This window comes from Streptomyces himalayensis subsp. himalayensis, from assembly GCF_013778455.1.
GTDB lineage: Bacteria > Actinomycetota > Actinomycetes > Streptomycetales > Streptomycetaceae > Streptomyces > Streptomyces himalayensis.
Genome location: NZ_JACEHE010000006.1, coordinates 289,764 through 304,796, shown reverse-complemented (window position 1 = coordinate 304,796; position 15,033 = coordinate 289,764). Strand labels below are relative to the sequence as shown.

11 protein-coding genes and 2 pseudogenes are annotated in these 15,033 nt (G+C 69.4%); 8 read left to right on the top strand and 5 right to left on the bottom strand.

What is annotated here, in order from left to right:
• Nucleotides 1-10: 10 nt before the first annotated feature.
• Both H1D24_RS13065 and H1D24_RS13060 read left to right on the top strand, forming a co-directional pair.
• Nucleotides 11-655, top strand: coding sequence for an amino acid ABC transporter permease (locus H1D24_RS13065; protein ID WP_181657632.1), 645 nt, complete (start codon nt 11-13; stop codon nt 653-655).
• A gap of 5 nt (nt 656-660) precedes the next feature.
• On the top strand, nt 661-1,554 hold the full coding sequence (locus tag H1D24_RS13060) for an amino acid ABC transporter permease (protein WP_181657631.1): 894 nt from the start codon (nt 661-663) through the stop codon (nt 1,552-1,554).
• 61 nt (nt 1,555-1,615) lie between these two features.
• On the opposite strand, the gene H1D24_RS13055 is transcribed toward H1D24_RS13060, so the two are convergent.
• Together H1D24_RS13055 and H1D24_RS13050 are read right to left on the bottom strand one after the other, a co-directional pair.
• Entirely contained in the window at nt 1,616-3,223 is a 1,608-nt protein-coding gene (locus H1D24_RS13055; protein WP_181657630.1) for an alpha/beta fold hydrolase, read from the bottom strand.
• Nucleotides 3,224-3,352: 129 nt separating this feature from the next.
• A pseudogene (locus tag H1D24_RS13050) lies at nt 3,353-3,776 on the bottom strand (hypothetical protein); the annotation flags it as partial.
• A 235-nt stretch (nt 3,777-4,011) separates the two neighbouring features.
• Here H1D24_RS13050 and H1D24_RS13045 point away from each other — a divergent pair.
• Nucleotides 4,012-6,021, top strand: a complete 2,010-nt coding sequence (locus H1D24_RS13045) for a recombinase family protein (RefSeq protein ID WP_181657629.1) — start codon at nt 4,012-4,014, stop codon at nt 6,019-6,021.
• A gap of 342 nt (nt 6,022-6,363) precedes the next feature.
• Here the strand turns inward: H1D24_RS13045 and H1D24_RS13040 are convergent, their stop codons facing one another.
• Nucleotides 6,364-7,701, bottom strand: coding sequence for an MFS transporter (locus tag H1D24_RS13040; RefSeq protein WP_181657628.1), 1,338 nt, complete (start codon nt 7,699-7,701; stop codon nt 6,364-6,366).
• Nucleotides 7,698-8,363: an ArsR/SmtB family transcription factor gene (locus H1D24_RS13035; RefSeq protein ID WP_181657627.1), complete on the bottom strand. Its 666-nt coding sequence runs from the start codon at nt 8,361-8,363 to the stop codon at nt 7,698-7,700. The genes H1D24_RS13040 and H1D24_RS13035 overlap by 4 nt, the downstream gene beginning before the upstream one ends.
• Before the next feature lie 232 nt (nt 8,364-8,595).
• Between H1D24_RS13035 and H1D24_RS42320 the strand changes: the two are divergent.
• The 3 genes and pseudogenes from H1D24_RS42320 to H1D24_RS13025 all read left to right on the top strand — a co-directional run bounded on the left by H1D24_RS42320 (nt 8,596) and on the right by H1D24_RS13025 (nt 10,317).
• Nucleotides 8,596-9,031, top strand: a pseudogene (locus H1D24_RS42320) (recombinase family protein).
• A complete protein-coding gene (locus H1D24_RS44015) occupies nt 8,979-9,215 on the top strand; it encodes a hypothetical protein (protein ID WP_374064223.1) in 237 nt (78 codons plus the stop codon). The pseudogene H1D24_RS42320 and the gene H1D24_RS44015 overlap by 53 nt, the downstream one beginning before the upstream one ends.
• A gap of 271 nt (nt 9,216-9,486) precedes the next feature.
• Nucleotides 9,487-10,317 carry a class I SAM-dependent methyltransferase gene (locus tag H1D24_RS13025; RefSeq protein ID WP_181657626.1) on the top strand — a complete coding sequence of 277 codons (831 nt, stop codon included), beginning with the start codon at nt 9,487-9,489 and terminating at the stop codon, nt 10,315-10,317.
• Between the two features lie 106 nt (nt 10,318-10,423).
• Here the strand turns inward: H1D24_RS13025 and H1D24_RS13020 are convergent, their stop codons facing one another.
• Nucleotides 10,424-10,678 carry a hypothetical protein gene (locus tag H1D24_RS13020; protein ID WP_181657625.1) on the bottom strand — a complete coding sequence of 85 codons (255 nt, stop codon included), beginning with the start codon at nt 10,676-10,678 and terminating at the stop codon, nt 10,424-10,426.
• A gap of 180 nt (nt 10,679-10,858) precedes the next feature.
• Here H1D24_RS13020 and ggt point away from each other — a divergent pair, with 180 nt between their 5' ends.
• Nucleotides 10,859-12,658, top strand: coding sequence for a gamma-glutamyltransferase (gene ggt / locus H1D24_RS13015; RefSeq protein WP_181657624.1), 1,800 nt, complete (start codon nt 10,859-10,861; stop codon nt 12,656-12,658).
• Nucleotides 12,659-12,862: 204 nt separating this feature from the next.
• Nucleotides 12,863-14,920, top strand: a complete 2,058-nt coding sequence (locus H1D24_RS13010) for a hypothetical protein (RefSeq protein WP_374064222.1) — start codon at nt 12,863-12,865, stop codon at nt 14,918-14,920.
• Nucleotides 14,921-15,033: the final 113 nt, after the last annotated feature.

The following is a 15,033-nucleotide window of genomic DNA, read 5'->3' as shown; positions in this document are numbered from 1 at the left end:
GGAGGTCTCTGTGAACGTACTGATCGACAACTTCTCCGTCTACGGCGAGGGCTTCCTCGGCACCGTCGAACTCACCGTCTACGCCTCGATCCTGGCCCTCATCCTCGGCTTCCTCATGGCGTCGTTCCGCGTGGCGCCCGTCGGATCGCTGCGAGCCTTCGGGACGGCGTGGGTGACGGTGCTGCGCAACACCCCGCTCACCCTGCTCTTCTTCGCAGTACTGCTCGGCCTGCCGCGGTTCGGGATCGTCCTGCCCTTCCAGCTCTTCGCGGTTCTCGCCCTCGGCTGCTACACCTCCGCCTTCATCTGCGAGGCGCTGCGATCCGGCATCAACACCGTGCCCCGAGGGCAGGGTGAGGCGGCCCGCAGCCTCGGTATGACGTTCCGCCAGACCCTGTCCACCGTCGTGCTCCCGCAGGCGTTCCGCACGGTGATTCCGCCCATCGGCTCCACGCTCATCGCGCTTGCCAAGAACTCCGCGATCGCGGGCGCGTTCAGCGTCATCGAGCTCCTCGGCACCTACAAGTTCCTCAGCGAACGCGGCTACAACATCATCTGGACGTTCGTCTGGATCGCCGTCGGATACCTGATCATCACCCTCACCATCAGCGCGGTCTTCAACGTGCTGGAGAAGCGCTATGGAGTCGCACGATGAGCCCCATGGCCCGTGGAACCACCGCGACCGACACCGCCCTGTACGACATCCCCGGCCCCCGGACCCGCCAACGGCACCTCGCCTACGGCGCCCTCGCGACGCTCGTGATCGTCGGACTCGTCGCGTGGCTGATGTACCTGCTCTTCGACACCGGCCAGTTCACGTATGCCAAGTGGATGCCCTTCCAGTACGAGGGCATCCAGGAACTCCTTCTGCGGGGCCTCGGCAACACGCTCAAGGCCTTCGCGATCGCCGCGGTGCTCTCGGTGGCGCTCGGTGGCGTCCTGGCAGTCGGCAGACTGTCGGACCATGCGCCGGTGCGCTGGGTGGCGACCCTGATCGTCGAGTTCTTCCGCGCCATGCCCGTACTGGTGATGATCTTCTTCATCTTCGTGGCACTGAAGGTGCAGCCGCTGCCCGCACTCGTCGCCGGACTGACGCTCTACAACGGCTCCGTCCTTGCCGAGGTCTTCCGCTCCGGCGTCAACTCCGTGGAACGCGGCCAGCGCGAGGCGGCATACGCGCTCGGCATGCGGAAGACCCAGGTCATGTCGTACGTCCTCGTGCCCCAGGCCGTGCGTGCCATGCTGCCCGCGATCATCAGCCAGCTTGTGGTGGCCCTCAAGGACACCTCGCTCGGCTTCCTCATCACGTACGAGGAATTCCTCCACGCCGGAAAACTGATCGCGTCGAACCTCGACTACGATCTGCCGTTCATCCCCGTGGTGCTGGTGATCTCGCCGATCTACATCGGGATGTGCATGCTGCTCTCCTGGTTCGCCAACTGGATGGCGAAGTTCGAGCGGCGCAGCCTCAAGACCGAGGCGGTGGAGGTCGCCCCGGCGGAGACAGAGACGCTGCTGCCTGGGGCGGGTCCCCCCACAGCCCCCAAGTCATAGGGGGAAGCCACAGGGGGAGTGCAAGCCCGCACGGCCGTGCCTGCCCGGCGGCAGCCGAAGATCACTGCTCGCGCAGCGGTACCGACACATACGACGGGTCGGCCGCGGGCGAGGAGAAGGTCAGCTGCGCGCCGGTCGGGTTGTGCTCGATGTAGAGCGGGTCGACCGTGTCGACCACCAGGGCGAGCCGGTGCCCCGCCGGGACGTCGTAGGCCGTGGAGAACAGCTCCAGGTCGACGGCGAACGGCTTGCCCGGTGTCTGCCCGTGGAAGGTGTACGGCGCGTTGCTGACCAGCTTGCCGAGGCCGAGCGGCCCCACGTCGTAGAGATACGCGACGAGCGTGCCGCTCTCCTTGGTGCTGGTGACCGTGGTGTGCAGCGTCGTCGTGCCGCGGATCTGCTGCGCCGTGCCGTACTTCTCGGACTGCCACACGGCGGCGTAGCGGCGCGGCAGCAGCGGGACGGACGCGATCGGCGGGAGTTGCACGAACTGGTCGAGGGCGTTGGAGAGCATCAGGATGCCGCCGTTGGCGCCCGAGTCGACGTTGGCGTGGATCGTGGTGGAGCCGGCCAGGTCGATCTTCTTGCGGGTCGGGCCGACCGACTTCCAGTCCGGATAGCCCTCGTAGCCGCCGGTGGAGCGGGACTTGATCTGTACGGGCTGCTCGCGGTCGATACCGTTGTCCGCGCCCTTGAGGTAGTGGTCGAACCAGCGGGTGGTGTCGGTCCACACATCGTTGGGCAGGCCGAGCAGGCCTGCCGCCTCGGCCGTGGCGTGGTCGCCGGGCCGGAGCTCGAGGCGCTTCGGGCCGGTCAGCTTCTCGTAGAACGAGGCGTACTGGTTGGGCGGGAAGATGGTGTCGCCCCAGGCGTTGGCGAGCATCACGGCGGCGCCGTTGTCGTTGATCCGGTCGACGTAGGTGGCCGGGGAGCGTTTCTTGCCCCAGGCGATGATCTCCTGCTCCTTGGCCAGGTTGGAGCCGAAGAAGTCCGCCATGATCTGCTGGAGTTCGGGGCTCGGGCGGCCCGTGAGATAGGCCGTGCCGCCGAGCATCGCGGCGGCCTGGAGGTGCTGGGTGCGCCCGCTGTAGATCGAGTCGATCAGATCGCCCCAGCCGCTGAGCGCCGCGACCGCCTTGATGCGCTTGTCGTGCGCGGCGGCGAGCAGGCTGATGCCCGCCCCGTACGAGACGCCTGCCATGCCGACCTTCTCCGGGTCCGCGGGGGTGTTCGCCAGCACCCAGTCGATCACCTTGGAGGCGTCGGCGATGTCGGGCGGGCCCGCGACCTCGACGTAGCCGCCGGACTGCCAGAAGCCGCGGGAGTTGTAAGTGACCACGACATAGCCCGAGTCGGCGAGCTTCTGGGCCTGCGCGAGATATTCGACCTGCGGCGTGGCCCAGCTGGTGGGCAGCACGATGACCGGGAATCTGCGGGTGCCGTCGGCGGCTGCCGCGGGCGTGACGACGTTGGCCTTGAGGACGGTGCCGCCGTCGCCGGTGATGTCGACGAAGCGGATGCCCGCCGTGGATGTGGTGCCGGTCGCCGCGGCTTGGACCGGCGGAGATGCCTGTGCGGCGGGGGCGAGGCCGAACGCGGCGCCGGCGACCAGAGTCGCGGAGACGGCGCCGACGCCTGTCGTACGCAGGGCCTTTCGCGGGTGTCCCATGGTCACTCTCCTGACTCGTGCCAGCGAAAAGTGACCTGACGGTAACCGCGACGGCTTACCGGAGGTAACCCGTCGGTAAGTTACGTGGGAGTAACGATTGTTGTGAGTGGGTGCGTGCAACCACCGTGCTCATGAAGCGCGATGAGACGTGCGAGGCGCGGTCGTCGCCGGTGCCGGGGCCTGAGCGGCGCGCGTGACGTCCGCGACCAGCTCCACCACATCGGGGCCGTATGCCTGCGAGTTGACGACCTTCAGCAGCAGCACGAACGAGCCGCTGCCGTGCTTGCGTGCCAGCCGCTCGTGGTTGCGGGCCAGATAGCGGGTGGCGGCCTGGTTGGTTATCGCCCGCTGCCCGCAGAAGAGGAACACGGGTCTCGCCGCCCGGCCCTGGCCCGCGGTGAGCCGGGCGAGGATCACGTACTCGGCCTTGCCGTGCTCCGCGCGGTAGCGCTCGCTGCCTATCTGGAAGGCGCCGCGGTCCGGCATCGGTATCGGTGTTCACACCGATACCCGGCAGCAAAGAATGAAGGGGTGAGGCCATTCGGCGACTTGATTTCATGACAGCCGCCTGACCAGCGGAAGGCTGCGAGGGCACTTCGCTGCGCCCCCGAGCCGAAGATCGACATCACGTGGCCGGACGAAGAGCCCGATCCAGCGCTTACCGGCGCATCCTGGAATTTCTCTTGCTGCCCGTGCTGACCGCCCGGCGTCATAAGATCTGCGCCACATGGGTGACCCCAGGAGCACGGCGAATGCTCCTGGGGTCTGCCAGTCGCGAAGGGACTGACATGACCAAGACTCTCACGCCTGTCGTCGAGGTAGCACGAGGGGCCGTGGAGAGCAGACAGCTCCGCGCGGTGGACTACCTCCGGGTATCCACAGGGGAACAGCTCAAGGGCTACGGCATCGCCTACACAGGCATGAGGACCAAGAAGCACATCGAGAAGAAAGGGTGGCTCTACGTCCGCACGTACGCGGACGAGGGGTATAGCGGCAGCCTAGAGGCCCACCAGCGCCCCGACGTCAAGAAACTGATGGAGGCCGCACGCCAGACGCCCAGACCCTTCGATGTCGTGGTGGTCGCCGAAGAACGAGCCATCGGCCGCGCAGGCCGGGCCTTCTGGCCCTGGGTCTGGGAGCTGGAAGACCTCGGCGTGTTCGTCGCCATTGTCAAGGGCGACTACGACAACACCACTGCCGACGGCCGCTCACGCATGCGCAAGGCCGCGGACCGCGCCGAGGACGAACGCGAGACCATCCGCGAACGAACACAGGGCGGCATCCAGGAGAAGGCCGCGGACGGCCTGTACCCCGGAGGGATGGTCCCCTTCGGGTACCGCGTCGCCGAACAGGGAAAGAAGGGCGTCTCGTACTATGCCGTGGACGAGACGGAGGCGGCCACCCTGCGCCGAGCGCGGCAACTCTTCCTCGCCAAGCGCAGCTGGACCGCGGTGGCGCTGACCCTCAACAGCGAGGAGCGCTACAGCCGCTCCGACAAGCCATGGACCCGCAAGAACATCCGCTGTCGCATGCTCGGGGAGGCCGTCCTTGAGCGCCGCATCGTCTGGCGAGGCAAGTCCGTGTATAGGGATCAGGATGGCGACCCGGTCTACGGCGAGATCGTTGTCATCAACCTCCCGGAGATCTTCACGGACAAGGAGACCGAGGAGTTGAAGGCTGCGGCCCAGGAACGGCCGCGACCTGTCCAGTCGGACCCGCGGGTCTACCTTCTGACCGGCCTGATGACGAGCCCGTGCGGCAGGACGTACGAGGGCCACCAGCACCGCCCCACTGAGGTCATCTACCGGTGCAAGGGACGCCAGGAGTCGTACGCCGGCGCGGGCGATCAGTGCTCCTGCCCCTACCTGGAGGCCACCGCCATCGAGCGTCAGGTATGGGGCGACGCGGTCAACTTGCTGAGCGACGCCGAACGAATGAAGGCGATGGCACAGGACTGGATCGGCGCCACGGTCGAGCAGCGTGTGGACCACACTAAGCGAATCGCTGAACTGGACCAGCAGATCGCCGAACAAAGCGACGTTATCGACACCACCATGGCCGTGGCGGCCCGCCAGGCAGCCAAGCGGGGTCTGCGAGGCGGTGAAGCCGAGGGAGCCGTGGAGAGGGCGGTCAGGCCCCTGAACGAAGAACTGGAGGGCCTGGAGAAGTTACGGCGGGACGCCGTGGCCTGGCAGCAGGAGGCCGCCGAAGTGGTCCGCCGGCTCGAAGCTTTGGAGCGCCTGGCCGCAGCCGCACGCAAGAACCTTCAGAACATCGAGCCGCACGAGAAAGCCGAGTTGCTGGACATGATGGGCCTGCAGGCCGAAGTCGTCCGTTGCGCCCCCCGGCGCAAGGGCGTCGCCTGCGGCGTGCGCAACTGGTTCCTCAAGGCAGGCCGAGGCGTGCCGGTTCTCGACGACGAGGGCTGGGAGAGGATCAGGCATCTGATGGGGGGCTCCAGGTCCACTTTGGACCGCCGGACGATGGTCGAGGCCATGCTGACCAAGGCCGTTACAGGCACCCGCTGGGAAGACTCTCCGGCGTTGGGCAATCCTCGTTCGCTGCAGACGCAGGCGTATCGATGGGTGGCGTCGGGGGTCTGGGGTCAGGCGATGGACCTGCTGACGGACGTGGAGTCGAGGCCGGTCTGGATGCCGGATCCCGTAGAGATCAGGGTCAGCCTGCGGCCGTTGGCTGTTGAGTCCAGGCCGGGCGACGAGGAACGCGACGGTTTGACGACGGCTGGCCAGGTTCGGTTGTCGCGCCGACCACTGCGAATGGCCACCAGTCAGCCGTGAAGTCGAGCCTGCGCCTCGTTGCCAGTGAGCTCAGCATCACGATCGCCCCGGCAATGAGGGATCGGAACGCGACCGCCCGCGAACCGGAGTGGCCGAGCTTCTCACGCCCGCCGATCGGCGCGGCCTGACCCCGCTGTTCTGGTCCCACGTGCGTCCGTACGGGAGGTCAACCTCGACATGGACACCCGCCTCGACCTTGCTGCGGTCAAACTTCCGGGCCCGCGAGTTCCGACGGACGCCGCCGACCAGCAGTCATCTGAGCGTGCGTGAAGCGTGGGCGAGGCCAGAAGGAGCGATGGGAGGGAGAAGAAAACCAGATGGTCCGCCTCCCTCCCGTAAACGTCATGTCGCTGCGTTCGCACTGCCTTGTGAGGCGTCTTCCTTGGAATGCGGCTTCACGATGCCCCGCCCACGCGTACGGTCTATCTCGCGCCATTCCGGCCGCAGTCCAGCCAGATTCGTGGTGAGGAAGTACGCGGCGCCGCAGGCGAGCAGCACCGGCACGAGTCCGACAGCGGTCACCGCCGCCCCGGCGAGCAGCCCGCCGAGAGGGATACCGGCCCAGGCCAGCGAGTCACCGAGCGCGTTGACCCGGCCCAGCATCCGGCGCGGCACCCGCTCGACGAGGACGGCCCCCAGCACTGGGTTGACGAAGCCGGCACCGAACCCACTGACCGCGAAGACGGCCAGTACCACCCCCAACGGGGCATCGAAGGCGAGGATCAGGAACCTCGGTGCCCCGAGCAGCAGGAACCCGGTGAGAACCACCACCCGCCGTCGCAGCCGGTGCGCGACCACCGCGGCGATCAGGCTCCCGCCGACCGCTGCGGCCCCCATTACGCTGCCCGTCAGGCCGATCGCGGTCGGCCCGTTGCCGGACTCTCTGGCCCAGACGGGTACGAGTACCGAGTTGAACGCTGCGTCCAGCAGGTTGGTGATGCCGACCATGACGATGACGGTGAGCAGCAGCGGCTCGCCGCGCAGGAAGGCGAAGCCCTCGCCGAACCGCCGCCAGTAGCCCGGTCCCGTCTTTCCGGTCGGCGAGGGGGCTTCCTCGGCCGCGTGCCCCATGCCGCGAGGCAGCGCGAGTTTGATGATCATCGATCCGAGGGCGAAGCAGCCCGCGTTGACGACGAGTCCGGTCAGGGGACCGAGCAGCGCCACCAGGGATCCGCCGATCGCCAGGCCGACGGTAGAGGCGAGCCGCTCGATCACGCCGGATAGACCGGTGGCCCGCTCCAGCGGCACCCGGCTGCGCTCGGCCGTCTCCGGGACCATCACCTCCTTGGCCAGGTCGCCGGGTCCCCGGGCCGCGCCGATCAGCGCGACCAGAACCAGCAGAAGGGGAAAGGAGAGCAGGTCCAGGGCGTGGAGCAGGGGAACCGCGGCGGCGGCGGTCGCGCTGGCCAGATCGGTGGTCCAGGAAACGGCCCGCGGGCCGACCCGGTCCACCAGCGGTCCGGTGAACGCCTTGACCACCACGTAGGGCGCCATCTCGCAAAAGGCGACCAGTCCGGTCTGGGTGGCGCTGCCGGTTGTGACGAGGACGAACCAGGGCAGTGCCACAACGGAGATCCGCGTGCCGGTCAGCGACACGGCCATGGCCGCCAGCACCCCACCCAGCGGGCGTAAGGACCTCTTGCCGGGTATGCCGCCAGGCTCCGAGGCGTCGTCGGTCATGACGTCGGGCTTCCTTCCTCTTCCTGAGGACCGGAAGGGAGCGACGACGCGGCAGGCGCATCCAGTTCGGGCAGGATCTGCGTGATCACAGCGACCCGTTCGGCTCCCTCGGGGGCACTCGCTGCCGTCTCCGGCGCGTCTCGCCGGTAGCGCGCGATGACTTCCCCCAACTCCCGGTACAGGGCGGCGGCTTCCTCGGGCGTGAGCCGCAGGGCCCAGTCGCTCATATCGAAGGTGTTTCGCCATGCGCGGGGCATCGTCTGAAGCCCGCTCAGGGTCTGCTGCGTGCGCAGGGTGTAGATGGCGGCGACGGACTGCAGGTAGGCCAGTGTGGCCTCGGGCTCCCGCTCCGCCAGCTCCGGATCGTTGAACCAGGTCGTCCGGTGCACCGAACGCCACCAGCGCTCTCGCGCGTTGCCGCGTTCGGTGTCCTCCTCGACGAAACCGGCCGCGCCCAGCTGCCGGAGGTGGTAACTGGCCGTACCGGAGTTCACACCCAGCCGCTCCGCGAGGCGGGTGGCCGTCGACGGGCCGTACTTCCGCAGCAGCCCGACCAATTGCACGCGCACCGGATGCGCCAGGGCACGCAGCCCCTTGGCATCCAGGACAACCGAGTCCTCTTCAACGTTCGGGCCATCCGGCCTCTCCACTGCATCAGCCATGCGACACACGGTAGTCCGCAAAGACTTCTTCGCAAAGAGACCTTCGCGAAGTTGTCTTTGCGGTTCAGCTCGCTTGCGAGGTGCCGCTGCTCATTTATCGACCGATTGATGGGCAAGATCGGTAAGCGAGGGCTCGAAGCCGGATCGGCACCGGATCATGCCCATAAAACGGTGTCAAAAAGCCGACATGCTCAAGAACTTGAGGAGCACCCTTTTCTGTACGGTCTAGCGGGTGCAGCCACCCCAGGACGACGACACAGCCGGCCCTCTCGCCCCAGTTCCGGCCGTACGGACCGGCGGTTTCGTGGGATACGCACGCGTGTCCACCAAGGGACAGTTGCTCGACCGGCAGATCCATGCACTCACCGAAGCCGCATGCATCCGGATCTTCGCCGACAAGCAGTCCGGCAAATGCCGAACGCGAGGAACTGTGGAAGGCCCTCGACTACCTGCGCGAGGGTGACACCCTCGTCGTCCCGTCGCTGGACCGGCTCGGTCGCTCCATCCAGGACCTCATCGCGATCGTCTCCGGTCTGCGCAAGCGCGGCATCGGCTTCAACTCGCTACACGAGGCGCTCGACACGACCACGCCCCGGCGGGCGCCTGGTCTTCCACGTGTTCGCGGCCCTGGCGGAGTTCATCCGCGAACTCATCGTGCAGGGCACTAATGAGGGCCTGGACGCCGCCCGTGCCCGCGGCGCCCGACTCGGCCGCCCGCCGGCCATGGCCGACGAGCAGGTACGGTACGTCACGCCCGCGACCTGCTCGCCCGCCCGGAGAACACCGTCACCTCGATTGCGAAGCTCCTCGGCGTCTCGAGGAACACAATCTACAACTACGTGCCCGAGCTGAAGGGCGGTCGCCTCGCGCTTGCCGAGACGACCAACACGGCAGAACCGCCCCGGCCGTCCAGGTAAGGGGGCTGATCACCGCCGTTTGCGGCTGGTGACACGGTTCTTACCGGCACGTCAGCCGTGAGTTCAGCGTGACTGAGGTGCTTTCACCGGGACCCACGGCGTCTTCGGCAGTCAGGCATGAAAGTGCGGTGGGTTCGTTGCCCCACGATGGCCCGGGGACGGATCAGAAGCCGCCTGGCGGGGCGGACCCGTGGGAGGGTGGCCGCATGGCCAACGAGGTGAGGTTCGACCCCGACCTGTACCGGGGCACCGCGAGCTACTACGACCGCTTCCGTCTTCCCTACCCTGACGCGATGCTCGCCGACCTGGCCCGCCGCACGGCCCCCTCCGGGCGTGGACGCCTTCTGGACCTGGCCTGCGGCACCGGTCAGCTCGCCTTCCCGCTGCGCGACCGGTTCGCGGACGTATGGGCCGTGGACGCCGAACCCGACATGACGGACGCGGTCCGCGCCAAGGCGGCCGCCATCGCGGACGCGGCCCGCCTCCGGGCCATCACCGCCGACGCCGAGGAGCTGGACGCGGACCCAGGAAGCTTCGAACTGATCGTCATCGGCAACGCCTTCCACCGCCTGCGCCGCGACGTCGTCGCCAGGCGCGCCCTTGCTTGGCTCCAGCCCGGCGGCTGCCTGGCTCTGTGCTGGTCGACGAGCCCGTGGGCCGGCTCCCTGGACTGGCAGCAGGCATTCGACAGGCTGCTGCGCAGGTGGCAGGAGACCCTCGACGCATCCAGCCGCGTTCCGCCCGGCGCGGAGAGCCAACGGCAGGAGGACCCGGACCAGGACGTGCTCTTTCGCGCCGGCTTCGAGCCCGCCGAACGGCACCGGTTCGCGGTCGAGCACCGCTGGACGACCGACGAACTCGCCAGCCACGTCCGCTCGACGTCATTCCTGCCTCCGTCTGTGCTTGCGGACCGCGCCGCTGAGTTCGACGCCGACCTCAGCGCCGAGCTCAGCCCCTACATGATCGACGGCAGCCTGACCGAAACAGTGAGCTTCGCCTACGACCTGGCCCGCAAGCCGACGCCGGACACCCCCTGAACGCTCGCCGCACGGACCGGCCTCCGGGGCGTCGGGGCGCAGCTCGCGAACAGTGCGCTGACGTGCATCCCCGGGGTTCGGAAACGGCACTGAATCGGCGGGATACTCATTCGCTCTCGGCGGTCTGCTCGATCTGGTCGTCGAGCAGGTTCTGGGCGATGGCCGCATAGCGGCTCGCGGTCGTGTGGGACAGGTTGAAGAGCAGGGCGAGGTGCAGCGGGTCGGCGCCGACGGTCAGCGCCTCGTGCAGTACCCGGTCGCCGCGGATGCGTTCGAGGTAGACGCCCTGGTGCAGCAGGTGCCGCTTGAGGTATTCGGCACTGACAGGCCCGTTTCCCAGGGCGGTCTTCGCGTTGATCAATACGCGCCGGTTGGGAGTCTACGGCCAGGTGATGCGACGATCGCTTGCCGGCCGGCGATGCGGAATTCCTAACTCAGAACACTAGCGGTCGCGCGTACTCGCGTTCGAGTTCAAGGTGGTCCTGACGGGAGCATGGCAGTGCAGTTACGCTGCCGGGACCGGTGTCGACTGGAGGTACGGATGCGTCGCCCTGTTGCGCGGAGTCTGTCGTTCGTGGCTGTTGCGGCGGCCGTGGTGTCGGTGGGCGCGGCGGCACCGCCCTCCTCGGAGACGGCTCCGCCTGAGAAGACCCCGGTCGCCGTCGGGTACGGCGGCGCGGTCTCCAGCGTGGACGCCGACGCCTCCGCCGCCGGTATCGAGGTCCTGAAGAAGGGCGGCAACGCCGTCGACGCGGCCGTCGCCACCGCCGCGGCCCTCGGCGTCACCGAGCCCTACTCGGCGGGCATCGGCGGAGGCGGCTATTTCGTCTACTACGACGCCAGGTCCCGTACCGTCCAGACCATCGACGGACGCGAGACGGCGCCGCTGACCGCCGACTCCGGACTGTTCCTCGAGAACGGCCAGCCGATCCCCTTCGCCGACGCGGTCACCAGCGGACTCAGCGTCGGTACGCCCGGTACCCCCGCGACCTGGCGGTCCGCGCTCGACGCCTGGGGCAGCCGGTCGCTGGGCTCGCTGCTGAAACCGGCCGAGCGGCTGGCCCGCGACGGCTTCACCGTCGACGCCACCTTCCGCTCGCAGACCGAGTCCAACCAGGCCCGCTTCGAGGACTTCCCGGACACGGCGAAGCTGTTCCTGCCCGGCGGCGAGCTGCCCGCGGTCGGCTCGATCTTCAAGAACCCCGATCTGGCCACCACCTACGCCGAGCTGGGGCGCAAGGGCGTCGGGGCGCTCTACAGCGGCGACATGGCGAAGGACATCGTGCGTACGGTGAACGAGCCGCCCGTGGACCCGTCCTCGGGACGGGTGGCCCGGCCCGGTGACCTTTCGCTGAAGGACCTCGCGGCCTACCGCACGAAGCGCCAGGCGCCGACGAAGGCCTCGTACCGCGGTCTCGACGTCTACTCCATGGCGCCCTCGTCCTCCGGCGGTACGACGGTCGGCGAGGCGCTCAACATCCTGGAGCGGACGGACCTGTCGAAGGCGAGCGAGGCCGAGTACCTGCACCGCTACATCGAGGCGAGCCGGATCGCGTTCGCGGACCGCGGCCGCTGGGTCGGCGACCCGGCCTTCGAGGACGTCCCGACGAAGGAACTGCTGTCGCAGAAGTACGCGGACTCGCGCGCCTGCCTCATCAAGGACGACGCGGTACTGACCAGCCCGCTCGCACCGGGCGACCCGCGCGACCCGGCCGCCTGCACGGCCGGCGACAAGGCCGCCCCGACGACGTACGAGGGCGAGAACACCACGCACCTCACGGTCGCCGACACATGGGGCAACGTCGTCTCGTACACCCTCACCATCGAGCAGACCGGCGGCAGCGGCATCACCGTGCCGGGCCGCGGCTTCCTGCTCAACAACGAGCTGACCGACTTCTCCTTCGCGCCCGCCAGCCCCGATGTCCACGACCCGAACCTGCCCGGCCCCGGCAAGCGCCCGCGCTCCTCGATGTCCCCGACGATCGTCCTCGACCAGCACGGCAAGCCCGTGGTGGCCCTCGGCTCGCCCGGCGGCGCGACCATCATCACGACCGTGCTCCAGACCCTGACGGGCTTCCTCGACCGGGGCCTGCCGCTGGTCGACGCCATCGCCGCCCCCAGGGCCAGCCAGCGCAACCAGACGACCACGGAACTCGAACCGGGCCTGTGGAACAGCCCCCTGAAGGCGGAACTGGAGTCCATCGGCCACGGCTTCCGCCAGAACCCGGAAATCGGCGCGGCCACCGCAGTCCAGCGCCTGACGGACGGCCGCTGGCTCGCGGCGGCCGAGACGGTACGGCGGGGTGGGGGCTCGGCGATGGTGGTGCGGCCGGCGTCGTAGGGTCTCGGGCTGCCGCCGCACAGCCATGAACCAGTCCGCCAGAGAGCTTTGCGGCGTCACTGAAAACTGCTCGTAGCGCTCCTGTAACACGGCGGGTGTTTCCTGGCGGACCGGAAGATTCCAGTCTGATACGGGCGGACTTCGATGACAGTGGAACAACTCCCGGATCAAGTCCGGGAGTTCGCGGCCTATCTGAGACGGCTCGTGACGCAGCTCGATCAGGACGCGGGCTGGTGTGCCGTTTTCTGGCAGCGCGACCCCGAAGGAATGCAGGCCTGCCTGGACGGCCGAGAGGTGCCGCCCTGGGACGTCGTGGAGTCCCTGATCCAGGACCTCGCCGCGGACCGCGGCGACTGGGTCGCCGGGCCGGAGACCGTGCAGGCGCGCAGTCTGCACGCCGCGTCACTGGCGGCCTACGACGCCAGGCCGGGGGGCCGTGAGGCGCTCGGCGACCGGCTCGACGTCATGCTCAGCGAGCAGCGGTACGCCGCCGAGCGCCAGGCGGAACTGGGCGAGCTGCTGCGCGACGCCGCCTCGCCGGACGAGGCGGAGGGCCTCCGACTCGACCTGGCCTGGGCCCGCGACGACCACGAGCGCGCGACCGCACGCTGCGCCGAACTGCGTTCCCGGATCGCCACCGTGGACCGGCTCTGGAATGGCGCGGAAGCCTTTACCCGGGACGGCCAGGAGGTGCGGGGAAGGCCGGGGGCGCCGGACGATCCCACGGCCTGGCAGCATCCCGCCGCACCGGTGGGCACGACGGGCCCCGGGCGGCCGGGCCAGGGCCACTCCGTCGCTGCAGGCCGCACCATCGCCCCCGACGACTGGTTCCGCCCGGAGGACGAGGCGCCCGCGACCGGTGGACCGTCGGCGGCCGCGGGCAGGCAGGCGCAACGGCGGGAAGGACCGGCCCATCCGTCGGCGGGGGCCCCCGGGCCGGGTGCCCCGGGCCGCGCAGCCGCCGGCGGGTACGGCGGCGCCGCCGGGGGCGGCGCGTCCGCCGCCGGACAGTACGCACCCGAGGGCACAGGGACCGGCCATTCGTCTGCCGAGGGTTATGGTTCCCGCGCCACCGGCGGCGATCGCACGTCTGCCGGGGATTACTGGTCTGGCGTGGCGGGTGGCGATTCCGCGTCTGCCGGGGGTTATCGGTCTGGCGTGGCCGGTGGCGGTCCCGCGTCTGCCGGGGGTTATCGGTCTGGCGTGAGCGGTGGCGGTCCCGCGTCTGCCGGGGGTTATCGGTCTGGCGTGGCCGGTGGCGATTCCGCGTCTGCCGGGGGCTATCGTCCTGGCGTGGCCGGTGGCGATCCAGCCTCTGCCGGGGGCTACCGTCCCGGCGTGGCCGGCGACGACCCCACGCCCGCCCCCGGCTATCGTCCCGGCACCCCCGCCGGAGGCCCTGCCCCCGGCGCCACCCGCGACACCGGGCACGACCCCGCTGCCCGGTCCGCGAACCGTGCATCTGAGACCCGGGAGGCCGAGACCGGGGAGGCTGAGCCCCGCAAGGCCGAGGGTCGCAAAGCCAAAGCCAAAGCCGAGGCCCGCGCCAAACGCCGTCGCGGCAGCGCCCGGTTCGCCGGGATCGAGGCTGAGCCGGACACCGCCCTCGCCGAGCCCGCGATGCCCGTGCCGGTGATGCCCGCCCCGGCGACGACCGTCGGCACACGCCGCGGCGCCCGGTTCGCCGGAGCTCCCGAGGACTCCGAGGGCACCCGGCAGCGCCAGCCGCTCGACGCCGAGGCACGCCGGGCCGTCACGGCGGCCGTCGAAAGCCTGGTCCGGCTGCGTGCGGAGGGCCGCAGTGGCGAGGCCCACGCCGTACTCGTCGAGGCCGCGTACTGGGCCCCCACCCGCTTCCCGCTGCTCGCCGCCGAGCTGCACCGCGCGGGACTCGGCGCCGACTGGGCCACGCTGCTGTGGGAGGCCGCGTCGCTGCCGCTCGACCGGCTGGTCGCCGCGGCGGACGCCCTGTCCGCAGCGGGCCGCACCTCGGACAGCGACCAGATCCTGCGCCAGGGCCTGGTCCGGCCCGCGCGGGAGATCGGCGACGCCGTCGTCGGGCTCGTCGACGAGGGCCGGCACCGCGAGGCCCGCGTCTTGCTCGACGTGTACGTGCGGGTCCGTACCCCCGAGGAGGTGGCCCGTTGCGCGCAGAGTGACCCGGAGCGGCTCGTGCCGCTGCTCCTGGACGCGGTCAAGGCAGTGTCCGACGAGCGGCACTGGGACGTCGTGCACGCACTCCGGGTGGCCGGGCTGGCGTAACGGGTACGGGCGGGCGTGAGCGCGGGCGGGCGCGCGGCACTCACACAGGAATGGGTCTCGCGCCTGCTCCCATCTCACCCGCACGGGTGCGAAACATGATCGACTCAGCGGGT